The organism is Gilliamella sp. Choc5-1, assembly GCF_001690595.1.
GTDB lineage: Bacteria > Pseudomonadota > Gammaproteobacteria > Enterobacterales > Orbaceae > Gilliamella > Gilliamella apicola_M.
Genome location: NZ_LZHH01000086.1, coordinates 1 through 22,416, shown reverse-complemented (window position 1 = coordinate 22,416; position 22,416 = coordinate 1). Strand labels below are relative to the sequence as shown.

Annotated in this window: 18 protein-coding genes, 1 rRNA gene and 1 pseudogene; 14 read left to right on the top strand and 6 right to left on the bottom strand. The window is 34.7% G+C overall.

Annotated features, from left to right (window positions below; genetic code table 11):
- Positions 1 to 21 precede the first annotated feature (21 nt).
- Positions 22 to 1,449, bottom strand: a complete 1,428-nt coding sequence (gene miaB, locus A9G35_RS07605; protein ID WP_065636348.1) for a tRNA (N6-isopentenyl adenosine(37)-C2)-methylthiotransferase MiaB — start codon at positions 1,447 to 1,449, stop codon at positions 22 to 24.
- 400 nt (positions 1,450 to 1,849) lie between these two features.
- Here miaB and A9G35_RS07600 point away from each other — a divergent pair, with 400 nt between their 5' ends.
- A complete protein-coding gene (locus A9G35_RS07600) occupies positions 1,850 to 3,085 on the top strand; it encodes an N-acetylmuramoyl-L-alanine amidase (protein ID WP_065636347.1) in 1,236 nt (411 codons plus the stop codon).
- 43 nt (positions 3,086 to 3,128) lie between these two features.
- Here A9G35_RS07600 and rsmG read toward each other — a convergent pair whose 3' ends face one another.
- Positions 3,129 to 3,728 (bottom strand): 16S rRNA (guanine(527)-N(7))-methyltransferase RsmG, encoded by a 600-nt coding sequence (gene rsmG / locus A9G35_RS07595; RefSeq protein WP_065636346.1) that lies wholly within the window; start codon positions 3,726 to 3,728, stop codon positions 3,129 to 3,131.
- Complete coding sequence (mnmG, locus tag A9G35_RS07590; protein ID WP_065636345.1) at positions 3,706 to 5,598, bottom strand: tRNA uridine-5-carboxymethylaminomethyl(34) synthesis enzyme MnmG; 1,893 nt, start codon at positions 5,596 to 5,598, stop codon at positions 3,706 to 3,708. The genes rsmG and mnmG overlap by 23 nt, the downstream gene beginning before the upstream one ends.
- Before the next feature lie 698 nt (positions 5,599 to 6,296).
- Here mnmG and hda point away from each other — a divergent pair.
- Positions 6,297 to 6,980, top strand: a complete 684-nt coding sequence (hda, locus tag A9G35_RS07585) for a DnaA inactivator Hda (protein ID WP_081300165.1) — start codon at positions 6,297 to 6,299, stop codon at positions 6,978 to 6,980.
- A gap of 1 nt (position 6,981) precedes the next feature.
- Positions 6,982 to 7,761, top strand: a complete 780-nt coding sequence (locus tag A9G35_RS07580) for a Cof-type HAD-IIB family hydrolase (RefSeq protein WP_065636343.1) — start codon at positions 6,982 to 6,984, stop codon at positions 7,759 to 7,761.
- A 23-nt stretch (positions 7,762 to 7,784) separates the two neighbouring features.
- Here the strand turns inward: A9G35_RS07580 and A9G35_RS07575 are convergent, their stop codons facing one another.
- The 3 genes from A9G35_RS07575 to tusB form a co-directional block, all read right to left on the bottom strand.
- Positions 7,785 to 8,891, bottom strand: a complete 1,107-nt coding sequence (locus A9G35_RS07575; RefSeq protein WP_065636342.1) for an anhydro-N-acetylmuramic acid kinase — start codon at positions 8,889 to 8,891, stop codon at positions 7,785 to 7,787.
- Positions 8,892 to 8,895: 4 nt separating this feature from the next.
- Positions 8,896 to 9,459, bottom strand: a complete 564-nt coding sequence (locus A9G35_RS07570; RefSeq protein WP_065636380.1) for a Sua5/YciO/YrdC/YwlC family protein — start codon at positions 9,457 to 9,459, stop codon at positions 8,896 to 8,898.
- Positions 9,460 to 9,577: 118 nt separating this feature from the next.
- Positions 9,578 to 9,859: a sulfurtransferase complex subunit TusB gene (gene tusB / locus A9G35_RS07565; protein WP_065636341.1), complete on the bottom strand. Its 282-nt coding sequence runs from the start codon at positions 9,857 to 9,859 to the stop codon at positions 9,578 to 9,580.
- Positions 9,860 to 9,986: 127 nt separating this feature from the next.
- Between tusB and tsaE the strand changes: the two genes are divergently transcribed.
- The 11 genes and pseudogenes from tsaE to A9G35_RS07510 all read left to right on the top strand — a co-directional run bounded on the left by tsaE (position 9,987) and on the right by A9G35_RS07510 (position 22,373).
- Positions 9,987 to 10,460 (top strand): tRNA (adenosine(37)-N6)-threonylcarbamoyltransferase complex ATPase subunit type 1 TsaE, encoded by a 474-nt coding sequence (gene tsaE / locus A9G35_RS07560; protein ID WP_065636379.1) that lies wholly within the window; start codon positions 9,987 to 9,989, stop codon positions 10,458 to 10,460.
- A gap of 65 nt (positions 10,461 to 10,525) precedes the next feature.
- A pseudogene (locus tag A9G35_RS07555) lies at positions 10,526 to 11,230 on the top strand (N-acetylmuramoyl-L-alanine amidase); the annotation flags it as partial.
- 20 nt (positions 11,231 to 11,250) lie between these two features.
- A complete protein-coding gene (gene mutL / locus A9G35_RS07550; protein WP_065636339.1) occupies positions 11,251 to 13,107 on the top strand; it encodes a DNA mismatch repair endonuclease MutL in 1,857 nt (618 codons plus the stop codon).
- Entirely contained in the window at positions 13,100 to 14,011 is a 912-nt protein-coding gene (miaA, locus tag A9G35_RS07545) for a tRNA (adenosine(37)-N6)-dimethylallyltransferase MiaA (RefSeq protein ID WP_065636338.1), read from the top strand. The genes mutL and miaA overlap by 8 nt, the downstream gene beginning before the upstream one ends.
- A 206-nt stretch (positions 14,012 to 14,217) precedes the next feature.
- Positions 14,218 to 14,463 (top strand): RNA chaperone Hfq, encoded by a 246-nt coding sequence (hfq, locus tag A9G35_RS07540; protein WP_065636337.1) that lies wholly within the window; start codon positions 14,218 to 14,220, stop codon positions 14,461 to 14,463.
- 20 nt (positions 14,464 to 14,483) lie between these two features.
- Positions 14,484 to 15,779 carry a ribosome rescue GTPase HflX gene (hflX, locus tag A9G35_RS07535; protein ID WP_065636336.1) on the top strand — a complete coding sequence of 432 codons (1,296 nt, stop codon included), beginning with the start codon at positions 14,484 to 14,486 and terminating at the stop codon, positions 15,777 to 15,779.
- A 7-nt stretch (positions 15,780 to 15,786) separates the two neighbouring features.
- The gene (gene hflK / locus A9G35_RS07530; protein WP_081300164.1) at positions 15,787 to 17,019 is read left to right on the top strand and encodes an FtsH protease activity modulator HflK; all 1,233 of its coding nucleotides are present in this window, start codon (positions 15,787 to 15,789) and stop codon (positions 17,017 to 17,019) included.
- 10 nt (positions 17,020 to 17,029) lie between these two features.
- Entirely contained in the window at positions 17,030 to 17,956 is a 927-nt protein-coding gene (gene hflC / locus A9G35_RS07525; protein WP_065636334.1) for a protease modulator HflC, read from the top strand.
- Between the two features lie 19 nt (positions 17,957 to 17,975).
- Positions 17,976 to 19,274 (top strand): adenylosuccinate synthase, encoded by a 1,299-nt coding sequence (locus tag A9G35_RS07520; RefSeq protein WP_065636333.1) that lies wholly within the window; start codon positions 17,976 to 17,978, stop codon positions 19,272 to 19,274.
- Between the two features lie 79 nt (positions 19,275 to 19,353).
- The gene (gene purT, locus A9G35_RS07515; protein ID WP_065636332.1) at positions 19,354 to 20,535 is read left to right on the top strand and encodes a formate-dependent phosphoribosylglycinamide formyltransferase; all 1,182 of its coding nucleotides are present in this window, start codon (positions 19,354 to 19,356) and stop codon (positions 20,533 to 20,535) included.
- 300 nt (positions 20,536 to 20,835) lie between these two features.
- Positions 20,836 to 22,373 (top strand): 16S ribosomal RNA (locus A9G35_RS07510).
- Positions 22,374 to 22,416 lie beyond the last annotated feature (43 nt).

Below are 22,416 nucleotides of genomic sequence, written 5' to 3'. Positions count from 1 at the left end.
TAAATATTTTACGTTTTGTTTTTATGGTTGATAAATACCAACACCTAAATCATTTTCCTTTCGGGTTCGAGATATAACTGACATTGGTGATTCGCTTACGCGTAGATCCATTTCATCTTCAGTTCTAACTACTTTGCCACGCAATGAATTTGGATAAACATCGGTAATTTCAACATCAACAAATTTACCAATCATTTCAGGGCGACCTTCAAAGTTAACAATTCTATTATTTTCAGTTCGGCCTGTTAATTCCATAAGATCTTTTTTGGATGGACCTTCAACCAAAATACGTTGCACGGTATTTAACATACGACGGCTAAATTGCATAGCTTGTTGGTTAATTCGCTCTTGAAGAATGTATAGTCTTTGTTTTTTTTCTTCTTCCGAAACATTATCTTCCATTTCAGCAGCTGGCGTACCTGGACGTGCTGAATAGACAAAACTGTAACTTAAATCAAAATTAACATCGGCAATTAACTTCATGGTTTGTTCAAAGTCTTCTTGTGTTTCACCTGGGAAACCAACAATAAAATCGGAGCTAATTTGAATATCTGGTCGTACTTTGCGTAGTTTTCGAATAATTGATTTATATTCAAGTGCAGTATGCGTACGTTTCATTAAGTTTAATACACGATCTGATCCACTTTGTACTGGTAAATGTAAAAAATTTACTAGTTCTGGTGTGTCACGATAAACATCAATAATATCATCTGTAAATTCGATTGGATGGCTAGTTGTAAAACGAATACGATCTATACCATCAATGGCTGCAACTAAGCGTAGTAATTCAGCAAAGGAACAGATATCACCATCGAATGTCGGTCCACGATATGCATTTACATTTTGACCTAATAGATTGACTTCACGTACACCTTGCTCAGCAAGCTGAGCTATTTCATAAATAACATCATCACAAGGTCGACTAACTTCTTCACCTCGAGTGTAAGGAACTACGCAATAAGTACAATATTTATTACATCCTTCCATAATTGAAACAAATGCTGTTGGACCTTCACTACGTGGTTCAGGCAATCGATCAAACTTTTCTATTTCTGGAAAGCTAACATCAACCACATGATTACCGTTACCACTTTTTATTTGTTCTATCATTTCAGGCAATCGATGAAATGTTTGTGGTCCAAAAATAATATCTACAAATGGTGCTCGTTTGCGTATATGTGCGCCTTCTTGTGATGCTACACAACCGCCTACACCTATAATGATATTTGGATTATGCTGTTTTAAGTTTTTCCAACGACCTAACTGGTGGAAGACTTTTTCTTGAGCTTTTTCTCTAATAGAACAAGTGTTAAGTAATAAGATATCAGCTTCTTCAGCGTTGTCTGTTAAGGTTAATCCGTGAGTAGATTCAAGGAGATCAGCCATTTTTGTCGAATCATATTCGTTCATTTGGCAGCCCCAAGTTTTGATATGTAATTTTTTGCTCATCAATAACTCAGCTATATTAATTGTTAAAATGAAAACGGGTTTAAATCCGCGATTTTAGCGTGCCATATTGTAATCTTTTGTTATTGTAGGGTCTATAATAAATTAGAAAATTACAATACAAAACGCTAGATAGCTTTTTTGAGTTCTTTTTTTATAGGTTTTTTTATTTATGTTATTACGAAATGTATTTTTAATGCTAAACTAAATAAAACTAATAAAATCAAAAGTATTAAAATGATAGAATTTTTTATTAAATATTAATTTAGCTATAGCATAAAATATCGATCTATTATTTATAAAAATATTAGACGAAGATAAGAATCATTCTTTTTAAGATCTTTATCTTTTATGTTATTATTCGCGACTAACTCATATAGAAAGTAAAGTGTTTAGATCAAGTATGTCAAAGACATTTAGTCCTACAAAGCGCCTATTAGTTAAAGGTATTATTGCGACTTGTTTATTATCTGTCACTCGTATAGGCTTTGCTGCAACAATGGCACAAGTTATTGCTGTACGTGTGTGGCCTTCATCAACCTATACAAGAATCACTTTAGAATCAAATATTAGCTTAAAATACAAACACTTTTTATTGAGTAATCCTAATAGAATCGCTATTGATATCAACAATATTAATTTGAATCCAATATTAAAAAATATCTCTTCAAAAGTATTAAAGCATGATCCTTATATTAAATCGATACGCGTTGTTCAACGTGATCCAAAAACAGTTAGAATTTTGATCGAATTAAAACAGGGTGTTAAGCCTAATACTTTTACTTTATCCCCGATAGCAAAATTTAAACATCGGTTAGTGATGGATCTTTATCCTTCTAAACCAGCTTCAAGCACCGATGACGACCCTTTACTTGCGCTTTTAGAAGAATATAAAAAAGGTGATCTCAATAAAAAGCAATCTGGTATAAAAACACCAACCAATAAGAGTAAAAATGCTCCCGTTATTGTCGTGCTTGATCCTGGACACGGTGGAGAAGATCCTGGCGCTATTGGCTACAATAAAACACGTGAAAAAGATATTGTTTTGCAAATTGCACGTCGTACTTATAATTTACTTAAGAAAGAACCGAATATAAAAGTCTACATGACCCGTAATGAAGATGTTTTTATCCCATTAAAAGTACGAGTTGCTAAAGCTCGTTCACTCCATGCAGATCTATTTATTTCTATTCATGCAGATGCTTTTGCTAATCGTTCTGTCGGTGGTTCATCTGTGTTTGCATTATCAACAGGTGGAGCAAGTAGTTCTGCAGCCAGTTATTTGGCCCAAACTCAAAATGAAGCAGATCAAATAGGCGGTGTTAGCCGTAGTGGCGATAAATATTTAGATAATACCATTTTAGATTTGGTTCAAAAAACAACATTAAATAATGGTGTATTACTTGGTAATGCTATTTTAAATCGAATGAAAAGAGTCAATAAGTTACATAAACCATCACTTGAAAAAGCAGGTTTTGCGGTGTTAAAAGCACCCGATATTCCATCTGTTTTAGTCGAAACAGCCTTTATTAGTAATATTACTGAAGAAAAAAAATTAAAGACTGTTTCATTCCAAAATCAAGTATCTAAATCAATTGTTGATGGTATTAAAGATTATCTGAAAAAACGCAAGAATTAAATTTATAAAAAGTTTCAGAACAGCTTGTATTTAATTACAAAAACTATTGTATAATAATTAAACACCTTTCAGCATCTAATTCTGGTATAGTCAATTTTATATTTTGTTTAAGTGTAAAACCATCAGCAATAGGATCTATATCGCTTCCTTTTAGAGCATAAAAAACTCCTTGTTCATTAGGAAGATGTTTACACCAACTAAGCATGTCTTGCAATGAAGCAAATGCTCGGCTAATAACTCCATCAAACTTTTTATCGTTATATTCTTCTATTCGGCTTTGTATTGGGTTTATATTAGTTAGCTTTAATTCAAACTGAACTTGTTTTAAAAATCGAATACGCTTACCTAAACTATCCACCAAATCAAATTGTTTATCTGGGTTAATAATTGCTAGTGGAACGCCTGGTAAACCAGGACCGGTTCCAACATCAATAAAAGTTTTGCCAGTTAAGTAGGGCGATACAACTAAGCTATCCATGATATGTTTGATTAACATTTCATTAGGATCTCGTACTGCTGTTAAGTTGTAAGTCTTATTCCATTTGTTAAGAATTTCAACATAATGGATCAATTGATCTATTTGTGATTCTGAGATCAAAAGATCCGTTTGATCTATTAGATTAATGAGTTTCTTTTTTAACATAATTTTTCTTTTTTAAATAAACTAGTAACATTGAAATCGCAGCAGGAGTAATTCCTGATATACGCGAAGCTTGTCCTATTGAAATAGGTTTATGTTGTTTTAATTTAGCCACAACTTCGTTCGATAAACCCGATATTTCAGCATAATCAATATGCTCAGGAATAAGCGTTTCTTCATTGCGTTTTTGACGTTCAATTTCTTCTATTTGCAGTTTTATATATCCATCATATTTAACTTGAATTTCAACCTGTTCCGCAGCCTGTGCGTCGGACAATCCAGGAGCAAATAATGAAAGCGATTTCAATGTGTTATAACTCATTTCAGGTCGCTTAAGTAGCTCTTCTCCATTGGCTTCTTTAGTCAAATTAGCACTTAACACGGCATTTACTTCGTCAATGCTTTCAATATGAGGATGTACCCATATATCACGTAATCTTGCTCTTTCTTGTTCAATAGCTTCAAATTTTTCGTTAAAACGTTGCCAGCGATAATCATCAACCATACCTAGCTTGCGGCCAATCTCAGTTAAGCGAATATCAGCATTGTCTTCACGTAACATTAAACGATATTCAGCACGCGAGGTAAACATGCGATAAGGTTCGTTAGTACCAAGAGTACAAAGATCATCAACTAATACCCCTAAATAGGCTTGATCACGGCTTGGATACCATTGATCTTGATCATATGCAAAACGTGCTGCATTTAAACCAGCAAGCATTCCTTGAGCTGCGGCTTCTTCATAGCCAGTTGTTCCGTTGATCTGTCCTGCTAAAAAGAGACCTTTAATAACTTTACTTTCAAGTGTTGGTTTAAGATCCCTTGGATCAAAATAATCATATTCGATCGCATAACCAGGTCTGACAATATTAGCATTTTCTAATCCTTTCATACTGCGTACAAATGCTAATTGTGTATCAAATGGTAAACTTGTTGAGATCCCATTTGGATATATTTCGTTGCTATCTAATCCTTCAGGTTCTAAATAGATCTGATGAGAATTACGATCCGCAAAACGCATAATTTTGTCTTCAATAGATGGGCAGTATCTTGGACCAACTCCTTCTATAACACCTGTATACATGGGACTACGATCTAAACTATTTCGGATGATCTCGTGCGTTGTTTCGTTAGTGCTTGTTATATAGCAAGGAATTTGTTTAGGATGTTCGTTTGCATTACCTAAAAATGAGAATACAGGAACAGGATCATCACCATATTGTGTACCTAATTTTGAAAAATCAATTGTTCTCGCATCAATTCGTGGTGGGGTACCAGTTTTTAATCGTCCCATTCTAAATGGATATTGATGAAGTGATTTTGATAAGCCGATCGAAGCAGGATCGCCTGTACGTCCACCACTGTAATTATTAAGTCCTATATGGATCTTTCCGTCTAAAAAGGTGCCTGTTGTTAATACGACTGTTTTAGCTTTAAAGCATACTCCCATTTGGGTTTTTACACCTACGATCTGATCGTTTTCGATGATCACATCTTCAACAGATTGTTGAAAAAGCATTAAATTTTCTTGATTTTCAAGTGTAGTTCGGATCACTTTGCAATATAGTGATCGATCTGCTTGTGCTCTTGTAGCCCTAACTGCAGGTCCTTTACTGCTATTTAAGATCCTAAATTGGATCCCAGCATGATCGATAGCGTGTGCCATTAAGCCACCCATTGCATCAATTTCTTTTACCAAATGACCTTTGCCTATACCACCAATGGCAGGATTACAAGACATTTGTCCTAATGTATTGATATTATGGGTTAAAAGTAGTGTTTTTCGCCCCATTCTTGCTGATGCCATTGCTGCTTCTGTTCCTGCATGACCGCCACCAACAATGATGACATCAAAAAGATCTGGATAAAACATAAAAAGCCTCGTATTTATTTTGTGTACAGGTGATCTCTATTTTAGATCGGGTGATTTGATTTATTTAGCGTAGGGAATTTTACTCATCTTTTTGATTACGTCAAATGATCTATTTTGATCGCGCTTTAAATAAAATAAGATCTTTTAGATTATCTTTTTATTTTTATTATTATTAATTTGGATCGTTTCTGTGGATAAAATAATTTTATCTTTATTTTATTGGATCTTAACGATCACTAAATTATGTTAGTTGATCGGATCTTTTTTGTTTTAATTCTGTTTATAAGTACTATTGTTATTCACAGTTCTTTTTGTTTCTTAGGTTGTTAATAGGCTTATAACAACTTATGATCTCGTTTTATCACAGAGTTATCCACAAAAAATAAATTTGTTTGCTTAAATTTTTAGCTTTTACTGTCTTTATTTTATACTCATCTGAGTGATCTATTCTTTTTTATGATCTTATTATTTACATAAAATGATTTTATAAAGTTCAACATTATTCTTTTTGTATAGTTGGATAACTTGGTTAGTTTTATTTTTTTATTAATAGATAAATTAATTTATATTTGTGTTACTTAAAATACATATTGAGTGATTTAGAAAGTATGATGTTTTTCTTTTCTATAAAAGTGATTGATTTTTATAAAAGCAAATTTATACTTAATATGATTTTATTTGTATTGTGAGGTTACTTTATTACTCTTTCACAGTTACCTTTGCCTTTTCCATTATCTAATAATGAAACTTTTGATAGTTTTTATGTAGGTAATAATCGGTTGTTGTTTGATTCATTGCAAACCTTGTTAGATAAAGAGGGGTTTAATGTCTTTTATATATGGGCGGCTAGCGTTGCAGGCCGAACTCACCTTTTACATGCGTCAAGCCAAAATAAATTAGCTAGTTATATTCCATTAAAACAGCATTACCATTTGGTACCTGAAATTTTACAGGGATTAGAAAATTATGATTTAGTCTGTTTAGATGATATTGATGCAATAGCAGGTCATAGGGATTGGGAAGAGGCTATTTTCGATTTATTTAATCGTTTGACAGAAAAAAATGTGAGTAAATTATTGATAACTGCAAATGCTCCACCTAAACAAATTTCTTTTATATTGCCTGATTTAGTTTCTAGATTATCTTGGGGGCAGGTTTATCAATTAAAAGAACTTAGCGATGATGACAAGCTTAAAGCTTTGCAATTGAGAGCGCAATTAAGTGGATTTGAACTATCAACAGATGTTGGGTTATTTTTATTAAAACGTGTTAATCGCGATATGCGTACATTATTTTCTTTATTAGAAAAGTTTGAAGTAGCAACGTTAGCACAACAACGAAAGCTAACTATTCCTTTTATTAAAAATATTTTGGATTTGTAATATGAGTCATAAACCTGAAGCTATTGTTTTTTTTGATTTAGATGGGACATTGTTTAATAGTCAAATTGATGTATTGTCCAGTTCCCTTAATGCTATAAAAAAATTAAAACATAATAATATTATTCCAGTGATAGCAACTGGTCGAACACCTTGTGAAGTTGCTGATTTAATGCAAAAGACTCAAATTGATTCAATTATTGGTATGAATGGGCAAGTAGTTTTATACAAAGGCGAAAAGGTTTTTACTAATAATATTGATAAAGATGTGATAATGAGAATACATCAGTATTCTAAGCAAAAAACGAATATTCCTTTATCTTTTTATAATGATGAAATGATGTGTATATCTGAGTATAGTCAACCAGCCGAGAAGTTTTATCATTACCTTAAGCAACCAGTTCCTCCTGTTGATGATCAGGTTTATTTAAAATCACCTATCCAGATGCTTTTATTACTTTGTGAATCTGGAGAAGATCTTTATCGAGATGTTTTTCCTGAACTAACCTTTATTCGTAATACCCCTTACTGTGTTGATGTTTTTAATCATGGTGGCTCTAAAGGTTATGGTATTACTCAGTTATTAAAAAATAAAGGGTTCACTGATGTGTCTACTTATGCATTTGGTGATGGTATGAATGATTTTGAAATGTTCCTAACCGTTGATCATCCTATTGCTATGGGTAATGCAGTTGATGAATTAAAAGCAAAAGCCGAGTTTGTTACAGATACTAATAATAATGATGGTATTGCTAAAGCGTTACAAAAATTTGGGTTGATTTGATCGATATTTATATATTTTTTAGTTTATTGATAAATAACCCCCAAACACACAGCTTGGCTTGCGCCAGTTACTTCAGGAATATTTGATGGAATATTGTTGATTCGGCAATAAGCAAGCCAAGCAAAGGCTATTGCCTCCATATCGTCTCCATTTATACCTTTTGTATCGGTTGTTAATACTGACCATGATGGTAATAATGCTGATAATCTTTGCATAATAAGTGGATTTTTAGCACCTCCGCCACAGACTAAAAGTTCGCAAGGTAATTTTTTTAATATAGATAATTTTTTGATTTCATTTGCAATTGATAAAGAGGTTAATTCAACGAGCGTTGCTTGAATATCTTCTGCTTTAAAATCCGTCCCTATTAATTTTTTATGTAACCATGGTAAATTAAATAACTCTCTACCTGTACTTTTAGGTGCTGGTATTTTGAAATAATCTTCATCAAATAATTTATTCAATAAGTCTTGATTAACTTTTCCTGTTTTTGCCCACAGTCCATTTTTATCATAGCTTTTACTTAGGTTTTGATTTATCCAGCAATCAAGCAGTACGTTTCCTGGACCTGTATCGTAACCAATAACAGTATGGTTAGGAATTAATACTGAAATGTTACTAATTCCTCCTATATTCAATACTACACGATTAATTTGTGGATCTTGTAGCACCGCTTTATGAAAAGCGGGGACTAGTGGTGCTCCTTGCCCTCCATAAGCCATATCTTTTCGACGAAAATCAGCTATGGTGGTTATGCTTGTTTTTGCTGCGATAATATTGGCATCGGCAATTTGTAAGGTGAATGGATTTTTACCGTTTGGTGCATGGTAAATAGTTTGTCCGTGGCAACCAATTGCTTTTATTTGTTGTTTATCAATTTTATTGTCTTTTAAAAATTGATTAATACTATCGGCAAATAATTCACCAAGTTGATGATCTAATTCACCCAAATTTTGTAATGTGGTTTGCTTTGTTTCACATAATGTTAATAGTTGCTGTTTTAAGTTGGTGGGCATTGGGTAGCAACTACTAGCTATTGATGTGACATTTTTTGCGGTAATATTAATTATAGCAATATCAATTCCATCCATGCTGGTTCCCGACATTACGCCAATATATAAATTTTGCATATATCTATCCTTGTCGAATAATGTTACCTGTTTGAATATTTCTGATTTGAGATGGCTGTAATCTATTACCTGTTTGTCCTTGTAATATTGGAAAATTTTCACCAAATTGGCTAACGACATCACTTGCTGTTTTACAAGGTGGATAATTCGATAAATTAGCACTGGTTGAAACTATTGGTTTGCCATAAAGATCGCATAGTTTACAAACTAAGGGGTGATTGGTGACTCGTACTGCTATGGTGTCGAATTTACCAGTCAAAAAATAAGGTGTTTTTGTATTTTTAGGAAAAACCCAAGTAACAGGACCTGGCCAGCTAGTAAGTGCTAACTGTTTTTGTTCATTAGTAATAGCTAATTCATCTATATAAGGGATCAGTTGTTGGTAATGGCTGGCAATTAAAATTAAGCCTTTATCTACTGAACGCTGTTTTAGTTGTAACAGTTTTAATACGGCTGATTCACAATCTGGATCACACCCTAGACCGAAAACAGCCTCGGTAGGGTAAGCAATCACTTCACCATTTTTTAAATAATTATTGATTTCCGATAGCGTTAATAAATTAGCCATAAATTTGAATACGAGCTGAGTACAATTGAGATTTATATTAAACTTAGGTTTTAGGTTTTGCAAATTTGCATGATTCATGCTTTTTAAAACTGGGTAGTTTTAGCATTATGCCCTATGGTCATTCCCAGTTTATTTGTGGAAAATGGTTAGTTGTAAGTTCAACAACTTGTTGCATATTGATAATTTTAAGCCTTGAATCAATAATTTTGCTTATTCCTCGGGCTTCTATATCGCTGTTGATGACGTAACAGTGTTTAGTTTTTTTTATAATATTATTTAATAATGGATTATTTTGTATAGCCAGAATAACGCCATTTTGCCAGAACAATACAACATCTTGAGCTGATATTAATTGTGGATTTATGGCTGATTGGTTTGCTGTTGATATAGTATGTAGCATTATTTTCACTTTTTATACTGAAACGTATAGTTACCTGAAACTTTTTTACAAAATCAAGCTCATTTTGGTTAGTACATCTTTGATGTTATTAGTATATAATAAGAACTATTTATTGAGCAAAGAATTCATCATGAAACCAGTTATTTTAAGCAATGAGCAACAAACGATTTTGTTTGGTAGTAAACTTGCCAAACTATGTTTAAACTATTTGTCCAAGCATGATGATACAATTGTTATCTATTTAATTGGCGATCTTGGTGCAGGTAAAACAACTTTTAGTCGTGGTTTTTTGCAACAATTAGGTCATGTAGGTAACGTAAAAAGTCCAACTTATACATTAGTTGAACCCTATCAATTTGATGATTTTTCAGTTTACCATTTTGATTTATATCGGCTTTGCGATCCAGAAGAATTAGAGTATATGGGGATTCGTGAATATTTTTCTTCGCGATCAATTTGTTTGATTGAGTGGCCACAGCAAGCAAATGGGATCTTGCCAAGCGCGGATCTTGAAATTCATTTGACTTATTTGGCGCTTGAACGTACTGCTTGCGTTCAGGCAATAAGCGAAAAAGGCAGCGAGATTATTAATCTATCATAATTGAAATAAACAATATAAAGACAATGAAAAAACTATTCACTTTTTTTATCTTATTACTGCTTTGTAGTTCTGCCTATGCAGCTAAAGTTGTGATTGCCGTTGATGCAGGGCATGGTGGTAAAGATTCCGGCGCAATAGGGAAAAATAAGTTATATGAAAAAACAGTTACGCTTTCTATTGCTAAAAAACTTACCAATTTATTAAATAAAGATCCTAATTTTAAAGGGGTGTTAACCCGTAGTAGTGATAATTTTATTTCTGTTTCACAACGCTCTGAAATCGCTAGAAAAAATAAAGCTAATTTGTTAGTTTCAGTTCACGCCGATGCTGCACCAAATCGGAATGCAACTGGTGCTTCGATCTGGGTATTGTCAACTAAGCGAGCGGACACAGAACTTGGTCGTTGGCTTGAACAAGATGAAAAACAGTCACAGTTACTTGGTGGGGCAGGTGATGCGCTTAGCGATGATCATGATCCTCATTTAAGTCAAGCCGTATTAGATCTGCAATTTTCTTATTCTCAACGAGTGGGATATGAGTTAGCAAAACAAGTATTAAAAGAAATGAAAGGGATAACAAAGCTACATAAATCTGCTCCAGAACATGCAAGCTTAGGGGTATTACGTTCACCAGATATTCCATCGATTTTAGTTGAAGTTGGTTTTATCTCTAACGAAGGTGAAGAACGCTTACTAAGTAGTAATACTCATCAAGATAAGATTGCTAAAGCTATCTATCAAGGTATAAAAAATTACGTTAAACAAAATCCAAAATTTGGAGAACAGCATTAATGGTAATTCATATTCTTTCTCCTCAATTAGCAAATCAAATTGCTGCTGGTGAGGTGGTAGAACGACCAGCATCAGTCATTAAAGAGTTGGTTGAAAATAGCCTTGATGCGGGAAGTACTCAAATTGATATTGATCTTGAGCAAGGTGGCTGTAAATTAATTCGTATTAGAGATAATGGTTGCGGTATTGCTAAAGATGAATTAGCACTGGCGCTTGCTCGTCATGCGACAAGTAAAATCAGCAAGTTAGATGATTTAGATTCTATTATTAGTCTTGGATTTCGTGGTGAGGCGCTGGCGAGTATAAGTTCAGTTGCAAGATTGACATTAACTTCACGCACAGCAGAACAAACTGAAGCTTGGCAAGTTTATGCTGAAGGGCGAGATATGGAACCGGTGATTAAACCTGCTGCACATCCTGTTGGCTCGACTGTTGAAGTACTTGATTTGTTTTACAATACGCCTGCAAGACGCCGTTTTTTAAAAACAGAAAAAACTGAATTTATGCATATTGAGGAATTCGTTCGGCGTATTGCGCTAGCACGTCCTGATGTTACTTTTAATTTGCAGCATAATAGTAAACTTGTTAAGCAGTACCGTTCATCTACCCTTGAAAAAAGGGTAGAATTGGTATGTGGGCGAGTATTTATGCAAAAAGCAGTCAAATTAGATTGGCAACATGATGATTTGTTCATTCAAGGTTGGGTAACAAGTAGTGAAGTTAGTAATTTGCAATATTTTTATGTTAATGGTCGAGTTATCAAAGATAAATTACTTAATCATGCATTGCGACAAGCCTATATAAGACATGCGAATGAACAACAAAGTTATGTGGTGTTTTTACAAATAGATCCAAAACAAGTTGATGTTAATGTTCACCCTGCTAAACATGAAGTCCGTTTTCATGAGGCAAGATTGGTTCATGATTTCGTTTATCAAGCTATAGTTATGGCTCTTGAATCGGATTTATCTGTAACAGATGAAAAAGTAACAATAACACCTAATCGGCAAGCAGCTGGAGAAAATATCTTTAATAAACAGACGATTTCTAAGCCTTATCAAGCTAGTAACCAATTACCTAAAAAAACTAGTAATTATGCTAAAGAAAATGCGTTGTATGGTCAGTTAATTAGCGTTGAATCTTCTTCTCAAAATATTGTACAACTTGAGCCAGAAAAGCCATTTTTATCGGTAGAAGAAAATGAAATAACTGAACCACAAAAAGCGGTTATTGAATCATTATTTCCTAAACAAAATTTACCATTGCAATCATTACAACAGCAGCTTGATAATTCGTTATTAGTGACATTTGGACGGGTGTTAACTATTATTCAACCTGATATTGCATTGCTTGAAAAAAATGAAGATAATCAACAAAAATTAATGTTGATGAAGTTGCCTATTGCTCAACAAAAATTCGTTGCTATTAAGTTATTGTCACAAGATTCTGAAAAATTGCTTATCCCATTAACAATTTTAATTAATAATAAGGAGCAGAAAGTCCTTTCTTCTTATCAGCCACAACTAAATTTTTTAGGTTTTGATTTTTATATTGATAAAGCGAAGCTGTATTTGCAAAATGTTCCTAAAATGTTGCGTACTATCAATTGGCAACAATTATTGCCGGCTTTAATTGCTTTTATTTCTGATTCAAAAAATGAAGTTTTAGATCCAACGCAAATAGCGGCTTGGTTAGCTAATCAGTATTATGATAGTGTTACGATGAACTGGAGTGTAGTAAAAGCCATTCAGTTACTAGCTCAATTAGAACAAGTGGATATTAATCTGTTACAACAAGATTCATTTTTATACCCAATTGACATGCAATCTTTAACTCAATCGATTTATCATGAATAAACCAAAAATTATTTCGTTAATGGGGCCAACAGCATCTGGTAAAACGGCATTTGCTATGGCGCTTTATGATCGTTATCCTATTGATATTATTAGCGTCGATTCAGCTCTAATTTATCGTGGTATGGACATTGGTACTGCAAAACCGACTAAAGAAGAGCAACAAAAGTATCCACATAAATTGATTGATATTTGTGATCCAGCAGAAAGTTATTCAGCTGCAAATTTCCGACAGGATGCATTGATTGAAATTGAAAAATCATTGGAGAAGGGGCGAGTTCCTCTATTAGTAGGCGGTACAATGCTCTATTTTAAAGCTTTAATTGAAGGGCTTTCACCGCTCCCTGCTGCCAATAGTGAAATTCGTGAGCAAATAGAGGAAAAAGCTAATAAATTAGGGTGGAAAGCGATTCATGAAGAATTAAAAAAAGTTGATCCAATTTCAGCTGAACGAATTCATCCTAACGATCCTCAGCGGCTTAATAGAGCTTTAGAAGTTTATTTAATTTCAGGTAAAAGCTTAACAGAACTTACACGAGAAAGTGGTAAAGCATTACCATATGATATTATGCAATTTGCTATTATGCCACAAGATAGGTCACAATTACATGAACGCATTGAGCAGCGTTTTTTACAAATGCTCGATACTGGATTTGAAAATGAAGTTAAAGCGCTCAGGCAGAGGGCTGATTTGCATTTAAATTTGCCTTCTATGCGTTGTGTTGGATATCGTCAAATGTGGGAATATTTAAATGGCGATATAAGTTATGATGAAATGGTTTTTAAAGGTATTTGTGCTACACGGCAATTAGCTAAAAGACAAATAACATGGCTTCGTGGTTGGAAGCAACCTATAACATGGCTAAATAATGATAATATAGAATTAATCTTCCAGAAAATTTTATAGAAAGTCGTTTTTATAAATATTTATAAATAGTAGTAAAAATTTAGTTATTTGTGCATAAATTTTGGTTGATTGGTTCAAGAGACGTGCTTTTTATGTTATTTTGGTGGATACTAATAATGTATTTAAAAATGGGATGCCAAAATACATTAATTACTTATAATCATTTTATTTTATATTCATTTAATTATTTTTAAAAGGATAAACTTATGTCAAAAGGGCAGTCATTACAAGATCCTTATTTAAATTTGCTTCGTCGCGAGCATATTCCAGTATCTATTTATTTAGTTAATGGTATTAAATTACAAGGTCAAATAGAGTCTTTCGATCAGTTTGTTATTTTGTTAAAAAATACAGTAAGCCAAATGGTATATAAACATGCCATCTCAACAGTTGTACCATCTAGGCCTATTTCTGGATTGTTATCTCAATCTGAAGAGGAAGGTGAAAGTTGATATTTTGGTGGAGAATCTGATTGTTTGAGAGATATAAAGGCGGTGAAACTGCCTTATTAGTTCATGTATTCTTCCCTCAAGAAAGCGATATCGAGGATCTTAAAGAGTTTGAGGTTTTGGTTTCTTCTGCTCAAATAGATATTCTCGATATTGTTACAACCTCAAAAAAAGCGCCTCAGAGCAAATATTTTATTGGTGAAGGTAAAGCGCAAGAACTAGCTGAAAAAGTTAAACAACTCGATGCTTCTGTTATTTTAGTAAATCACACTTTAACTCCCTCCCAAGAACGTAATCTAGAGCAATTGTGCAAATGTCGTGTTGTTGATAGAACAGGATTAATTCTTGATATCTTTGCCCAAAGAGCTAGGACACATGAGGGTAAATTACAAGTTGAGTTAGCACAGTTACAACATCTTTCGACTCGTTTAGTTCGAGGTTGGACGCATTTAGAACGTCAAAAAGGTGGGATAGGTTTACGTGGTCCAGGTGAAACTCAATTAGAAACTGATAGAAGGTTGATTCGTCAACGGATTCAATTAATTTTATCAAGACTTGCTAAAGTTGAAAAACAGCGAAATCAAAATCGTCAATCACGAAATAAAGCAGATCTATCAACAGTCTCTTTTGTTGGCTACACGAATGCAGGTAAATCAACATTATTTAATGCATTAACAAATGCTGATGTATATGCTGCTAATCAGTTATTTGCTACACTCGATCCAACACTTCGTCGAATTATTGTTGATGATGTAGGTGAAGTTGTTTTAGCTGATACTGTAGGCTTTATTCGTCATTTACCTCATGATCTTATTGCGGCTTTTAAAGCAACATTACTTGAAACACAAGAAGCAACATTGTTACTACATGTCATTGATGCAGCAGATCCTAATTTATTGGATAATATGCATGCTGTTGATGAAGTGCTGCTTGAAATTAATGCTCATGAAATTCCTACATTACTTGTTATGAATAAAATTGATTTAATAGAAGGTAAGCAATCAACTATTGATCGAGATGAACATGGTATGCCAATTCGAGTTTGGATTTCAGCGCAAAATAGTTTAGGATTAGATCTTTTATTTATTGCATTAAAAGAAAGACTTTCTAAACAAATTCAAGTTTGTCAATTGAGCTTACCATCTTATTTAGCAAGGCTTAGAAGCCGTTTTTATCAGCTAAATGCGGTAGAGCATGAATTTATTAATGATGATGGTAGTTTTCATTTAGATGTGAGAATACCTTTAATTGAATGGAATCGTCTCTGTAAACAAGAGCCAGATCTGTTATACTTAATCAATAAGCAAAATAGCAACTAATTGTTAAATGGAGCATATAAATATGGCGTGGAATCAGCCCGGTAACAACGGACAAGATAATGATCCATGGGGTAATAATAACAAAAAACCAACTAATAATTCGTTTAATGGTTTATTTGATAAAGTTAAAGAATTCTTTAAAAAAAGTAGTTTTGGCAATAATAGAGGTGGATCGGGAATTAAATTACCGATGGATACCACTAAAATTATTCTATTTGTAGTTGTTTTACTAGTTATAATTTGGGGAATGAGTGGTTTTTACACTATCAATCAAAATGAACGTGGAGTAATTACTCGTTTTGGTAAAGTTCAACCCGAAATTATTCAACCTGGATTAAATTGGAATCTACCTTTAATTGACAAAGTGTATAAAGTTGATACACAAAGCACGCGCAATTTTAATCTAGATGGTTTTATGATAACAACTGGTGATGATTTAGGCTTTGTTGAAATGAAGGTAGAATATAGTATCAGCGATCCTATTAAATATTTATTTAATGTCACTAATGTTAAAGATAGTCTACAACAAGCAGCAGATAGTGCTTTGCGTACTGAATTTGATCAATCTGGAATGAATGATGTTTTTACTAATGGCAGTTCAGTGTTAGTAAATCGTATAAAAGATGAATTAACTAATATTATCAGTAATTATAATATGGGAATTAGTATAGTAGATATTAGTTTCCAATCAGTTAGCTCTTCTAAAGCTGTACAAGAAGCTTTTAATGATGTTATGAAAGCTCAAGAAGATAAAAAACAAAAAATAGATAACGCTACAAGTAATAAGAACAAACAAATTGAAGAAGCAAAAGCTCAATCTGCTATTACCCTAGCTAATGCAAATGCATATAAAGTAAAAGTGGAGCTTGAAGCGGCTGGTGATGTTGCTCGTTTTGAAAAAATCTTACCACAATATAAAGTAGCGCCAGAACTTACAAAAGAATATTTATATATTGAAACAATGGAAAGAATATTAGCTAAAACCAGCAAAATTATAGTTAATGATAAAAGTGGGAGTTTAATGGTTTTACCAGTAGAACAGCTATTAAAAAATAAAAATGAAGAAAATTATAAGTCGGGCTCTTTATCAAACTCAAATAGTAAAGATATGCCGAATTCTTCTGAAGTAGTAAAAGATCAGTCTCAGGCAACACAGGAATTATCTAAAGAGACTAAAGACAGTACCAATAAATCCAATGTTGGCAATACTGCGCGGACTCCGCGATTTATGAGAAAGTAAGGAGATGAATATGCGCAAATTATTAATTCCTATAATATTGATTTTAGTTGGTATGTTTTTTTCTAGTGCCTATGTTGTCGAAGAAGGAACTCGTGGTGTTATTTTACGATTTAATAAAATTATAAAATTATCTGATCCTGGATTACATTTTAGAATTCCAGGAATGGATAAGGTCAAAATTATAGATGCTAAAATTCAAACTATTAATAATTCAAATAATATAGATCAGGATCAAAAATTCATAACTCGTGAAAATAAAGATTTAGTTGTTAATTATTTTGTGCAATGGAGAGTTGTTGATTTTAATCGATACTACGAAGCAATTACAAGAAATAATAACATTGAAAATTTATTGTTCGCTCGATTAACTAGTTGTTTAAAATCTGAAATTAGCAAACTAAATACTATTGATATTCTTAATGATTCTCATAATTCTATCTTGACGACCATCAAAAATACTTTAAATAGTCCTATTCAGGAAACTGTTGAAAATAAATCAGTAGAAAATATTACCAATGAGGCTAAAAAAGATTTTGAAAGTAATAAAATAAGCATGAAATCTTTTGGTATTGAAGTTGTTGATATTCGTATAAAGAAAATTGATTTTCCTCGAGATGAGTCTAAATTTATTTATGATAAAATGAAAGATAATCAATATTCTCAAGATGCTAAGAGAGCGAATGAAATACAGGCAGAAGCTACACTAGAAGTAGCAAAAATATTATCTGAAGCTGAACGACAATCTCAAGCTATTCGTGGTGAAGGAGATGCTAATGCGGCTAAAATTTATGCTGATGCCTTTAGCAACGATGTAGAATTTTTTAGTTTTATCCGTAGTTTGAAAGCTTATGAACAAAGCTTTACTGGTAATGATGTCATGGTTATTAGCTCTGACAGTAAGTTTTTGCAGTATATGAAATTAAAATCTAATAATTAAGTGAGTGAGTAGATAATCTATGAGTAATAATGTTGTTGTGTTAGGTACACAATGGGGTGATGAAGGCAAAGGTAAAGTTGTTGATTTACTCACAGAAAAAGCAAAGTATGTTGTTCGTTATCAAGGTGGGCATAATGCAGGCCATACATTAGTTATTAATGGTGAAAAAACAGTATTACATTTAATTCCATCAGGAATTTTACGTAATGATGTTATTAGCATTATTGCTAATGGTGTAGTGCTTTGTCCTGATGCTTTGATGAAAGAGATGAAAGAGTTAGAAAATAGTGGTATTCCTGTTAGGGAAAGACTCCTTATCTCTGAATCATGTCCTCTAATTTTGCCTTACCATATTGCATTAGATCAAGCTCGAGAAAAAGCTCGTGGCAATAAAGCTATTGGAACAACAGGGCGTGGTATTGGTCCTGCTTATGAGGATAAAGTTGCTCGCCGTGGACTTCGAGTTGGTGATTTACGTGATCGTCAAGCTTTTTCTGAAAAACTAAAAGATGTGATGGAATATCATAATTTCCAATTAGTCAATTATTATAAAACCGAAGCTGTAGATTATCAAAAAGTTTTAGATGCTACATTAGCTATAGCTGATATTTTAGTTGCTATGATTGCCGATATTCCTGCGCTTTTAGAAGATGCACGAAGAAAAGGCGAAAGAATTATGTTCGAAGGTGCACAAGGCACATTACTTGATATCGATCATGGTACTTATCCTTTTGTAACTTCTTCTAATACTACTGCTGGTGGTGTGGCAACGGGATCTGGTTTTGGTCCGCGTTATGTTGGCTATGTGTTAGGTATTGTTAAAGCTTACTCTACACGAGTTGGTGCAGGCCCTTTCCCTACCGAGCTATTTGATGAAGTTGGTGAATATCTTTGCAAACAAGGTAATGAATTTGGTGCAACAACTGGTCGTCGTCGTCGCACTGGATGGCTTGATACAGTTGCTGTGCGTAAAGCGGTACAACTTAATTCTGTTTCAGGATTTTGTTTAACTAAACTTGATGTGTTAGATGGGCTTAAAGAAGTAAAAATTTGTGTCGGATACCAATTACCAAATGGTGATGTCATTAAAAATGCTCCAGCTGCTGCTGAAGAGTGGGGCTTAGTTAAACCTGTTTATGAAATTATGCCAGGTTGGAGTGAATCAACTTTTGGTATTAAAAGCTATGATGCACTGCCACAAGCAGCAAAAGCTTATATCAAAAGAATTGAAGAGTTAACCGAAACACCAATTGATATTATTTCAACAGGTCCGGATCGCAATGAAACCATGATTTTACGTGATCCTTATCAAGCTTAATATTGATTAAAAAAATCGGGATAATTTTCCCGATTTTTTATTTTTTGAGATATAACGATTAACTGTGTATGAGGAAATTATGGCTAAATTAGGTACTCCTTTATCACCGACTGCAACTAAAGTATTACTTTGTGGTGCAGGAGAACTAGCTAAAGAAGTGGCGATTGAATTACAACGTTTTGGCTGTGAAGTTATTGCAGTTGATCGCTATGCTAATGCGCCAGCAATGCAAGTAGCTCATCGGTATCATACTGTTAATATGCTTGATGGGGATGCTCTAAAAAAAATCATTGAAATGGAAAATCCCGATTATATTGTTCCAGAAATTGAAGCTATTGCCACATCTACACTAGTTGAGTTGGAAAAAGAAGGATTTACTGTTATTCCAACAGCAAAAGCAACGCAATTAACAATGAATCGTGAGGGGATTCGTCGTCTTGCTGCAGAAGAATTAAAACTACCCACTTCACCTTATCGTTTCGCCGAAAACGAATTTGAATATGAACAAATGGTAAAAGAGATAGGTTTTCCATGTTTGGTTAAGCCAGTTATGAGCTCTTCGGGTAAAGGTCAATCTTTATTGCGTAGTGAAGCAGATATTAAATCTTCATGGATATATGCTCAAGAGGGAGGGCGCTCTGGTGGGGGTAAAGTAATCATAGAAGGTTTTGTTGATTTTGATTACGAGATTACTTTACTGACGGTTAGGCATATTAACGGAGTTTCATTTTGTGAACCAATTGGCCATCGTCAAGAAAAAGGTGATTATCGAGAATCTTGGCAACCTCAGCAGATGCCTGAAAAAGCATTGAAAAAAGCGAAAAATATTGCAACTAAAATAACAGAAGCATTAGGTGGGCGAGGAGTATTTGGTGTTGAATTATTTGTTAAAGGGGAGCAAGTATGGTTTAGTGAAGTATCACCTCGCCCCCATGATACCGGTATGGTGACATTAATTTCACAAAACTTATCTGAGTTTGCATTACATGCTAGAGCAATATTAGGATTGCCAATTCCAATTATAGAACAATATGGTGCTTGTGCATCATCTGTCTTATTAATAGAAGGTAATTCCAAACAAATAATTTTTGCTAATATTGATAAAGCATTAAACAAACCGCAAACTGATTTACGTTTGTTTGGTAAACCAGAAGTAAAAGGAACACGAAGAATGGGTGTTGCATTAGCTAGAGCATCGACAGTTAAAGAGGCCATTAATAAAGCAATTGATGTGACAAAACAACTAAAGATAATCCTATAACGCATAAATTTGTGTAAAAAGTAGTCACTCAATACAAAAAAATAAAAAATTCTAAAATAGGGGTTGACGTTCACAAGTGAAGTGAGTAACATACGCAACCCTTAAGACAGCGAACTAAATCAACGAAAGGTTGATGAGGGAGATAAGCTGTTAGCTCTTTAAAAAGAAGAAACAGACAATCTGTGTGGGCACTTGCGAGACGAAAGATTAAAGTCTACGGACTAAAAAAATTAAGTCTTGATAAGTGACACTGAAGATTTATTTGAATATGTCAGAGAAAGTTATCGAGCATCAAACTTTAAATTGAAGAGTTTGATCATGGCTCAGATTGAACGCTGGCGGCAGGCTTAACACATGCAAGTCGAACGGTAACATGAGTGCTTGCACTTGATGACGAGTGGCGGACGGGTGAGTAATGTATGGGGATCTGCCGAATGGTGGGGGACAACAGTTGGAAACGACTGCTAATACCGCATAAAGTTGAGAAACCAAAGTACGGTTCCGCGAGGACGTACGCCATTTGATGAACCCATATGGGATTAGCTAGTTGGTAGGGTAAAGGCTTACCAAGGCGACGATCTCTAGCTGGTCTGAGAGGATGACCAGCCACACTGGAACTGAGACACGGTCCAGACTCCTACGGGAGGCAGCAGTGGGGAATATTGCACAATGGGGGGAACCCTGATGCAGCCATGCCGCGTGTATGAAGAAGGCCTTCGGGTTGTAAAGTACTTTCGGTAGTGAGGAAGTTTTGGGTATGAAAAGTGCCTAGAATTGACGTTAGTTACAGAAGAAGCACCGGCTAACTCCGTGCCAGCAGCCGCGGTAATACGGAGGGTGCGAGCGTTAATCGGAATGACTGGGCGTAAAGGGCATGTAGGCGGATAATTAAGTTAGGTGTGAAATCCCTGGGCTCAACCTAGGAATTGCATTTAAAACTGGTTATCTGGAGTATTGTAGAGGAAGGTAGAATTCCACGTGTAGCGGTGAAATGCGTAGAGATGTGGAGGAATACCGGTGGCGAAGGCGGCCTTCTGGACAGATACTGACGCTGAGATGCGAAAGCGTGGGGAGCAAACAGGATTAGATACCCTGGTAGTCCACGCTGTAAACGATGTCGATTTGGAGTTTGTTGCCTAGAGTGATGGGCTCCGAAGCTAACGCGATAAATCGACCGCCTGGGGAGTACGGCCGCAAGGTTAAAACTCAAATGAATTGACGGGGGCCCGCACAAGCGGTGGAGCATGTGGTTTAATTCGATGCAACGCGAAGAACCTTACCTGGTCTTGACATCCACAGAATCTTGTAGAGATATGAGAGTGCCTTCGGGAACTGTGAGACAGGTGCTGCATGGCTGTCGTCAGCTCGTGTTGTGAAATGTTGGGTTAAGTCCCGCAACGAGCGCAACCCTTATCCTTTGTTGCCATCGATTCGGTCGGGAACTCAAAGGAGACTGCCGTTGATAAAGCGGAGGAAGGTGGGGACGACGTCAAGTCATCATGGCCCTTACGACCAGGGCTACACACGTGCTACAATGGCGTATACAAAGGGAGGCGACCTCGCGAGAGTAAGCGGACCTCATAAAATACGTCTAAGTCCGGATTGGAGTCTGCAACTCGACTCCATGAAGTCGGAATCGCTAGTAATCGTGAATCAGAATGTCACGGTGAATACGTTCCCGGGCCTTGTACACACCGCCCGTCACACCATGGGAGTGGGTTGCACCAGAAGTAGATAGCTTAACCTTCGGGAGGGCGTTTACCACGGTGTGGTTCATGACTGGGGTGAAGTCGTAACAAGGTAACCGTAGGGGAACCTGCGGTTGGATCACCTCCTTACGAAGTGCTCGTAAGTGTTCACACAGATTGTTTGTTTAGAAGA

Coding starts and splice junctions, on each gene's coding strand:
- purT (WP_065636332.1), top strand. CDS start 19,354: ATGGCTAAATTAGGTACTCCTTTATCACCGACTGCAACTAAAGTATTA.
- mutL (WP_065636339.1), top strand. CDS start 11,251: ATGGTAATTCATATTCTTTCTCCTCAATTAGCAAATCAAATTGCTGCT.
- tusB (WP_065636341.1), bottom strand. CDS start 9,859: ATGCTACATACTATATCAACAGCAAACCAATCAGCCATAAATCCACAA.
- hfq (WP_065636337.1), top strand. CDS start 14,218: ATGTCAAAAGGGCAGTCATTACAAGATCCTTATTTAAATTTGCTTCGT.
- A9G35_RS07575 (WP_065636342.1), bottom strand. CDS start 8,891: ATGCAAAATTTATATATTGGCGTAATGTCGGGAACCAGCATGGATGGA.
- A9G35_RS07580 (WP_065636343.1), top strand. CDS start 6,982: ATGAGTCATAAACCTGAAGCTATTGTTTTTTTTGATTTAGATGGGACA.
- miaA (WP_065636338.1), top strand. CDS start 13,100: ATGAATAAACCAAAAATTATTTCGTTAATGGGGCCAACAGCATCTGGT.
- A9G35_RS07600 (WP_065636347.1), top strand. CDS start 1,850: ATGTCAAAGACATTTAGTCCTACAAAGCGCCTATTAGTTAAAGGTATT.
- A9G35_RS07570 (WP_065636380.1), bottom strand. CDS start 9,459: ATGGCTAATTTATTAACGCTATCGGAAATCAATAATTATTTAAAAAAT.
- A9G35_RS07520 (WP_065636333.1), top strand. CDS start 17,976: ATGAGTAATAATGTTGTTGTGTTAGGTACACAATGGGGTGATGAAGGC.
- miaB (WP_065636348.1), bottom strand. CDS start 1,449: ATGAGCAAAAAATTACATATCAAAACTTGGGGCTGCCAAATGAACGAA.
- hflK (WP_081300164.1), top strand. CDS start 15,787: ATGGAGCATATAAATATGGCGTGGAATCAGCCCGGTAACAACGGACAA.
- hflC (WP_065636334.1), top strand. CDS start 17,030: ATGCGCAAATTATTAATTCCTATAATATTGATTTTAGTTGGTATGTTT.
- rsmG (WP_065636346.1), bottom strand. CDS start 3,728: ATGTTAAAAAAGAAACTCATTAATCTAATAGATCAAACGGATCTTTTG.
- mnmG (WP_065636345.1), bottom strand. CDS start 5,598: ATGTTTTATCCAGATCTTTTTGATGTCATCATTGTTGGTGGCGGTCAT.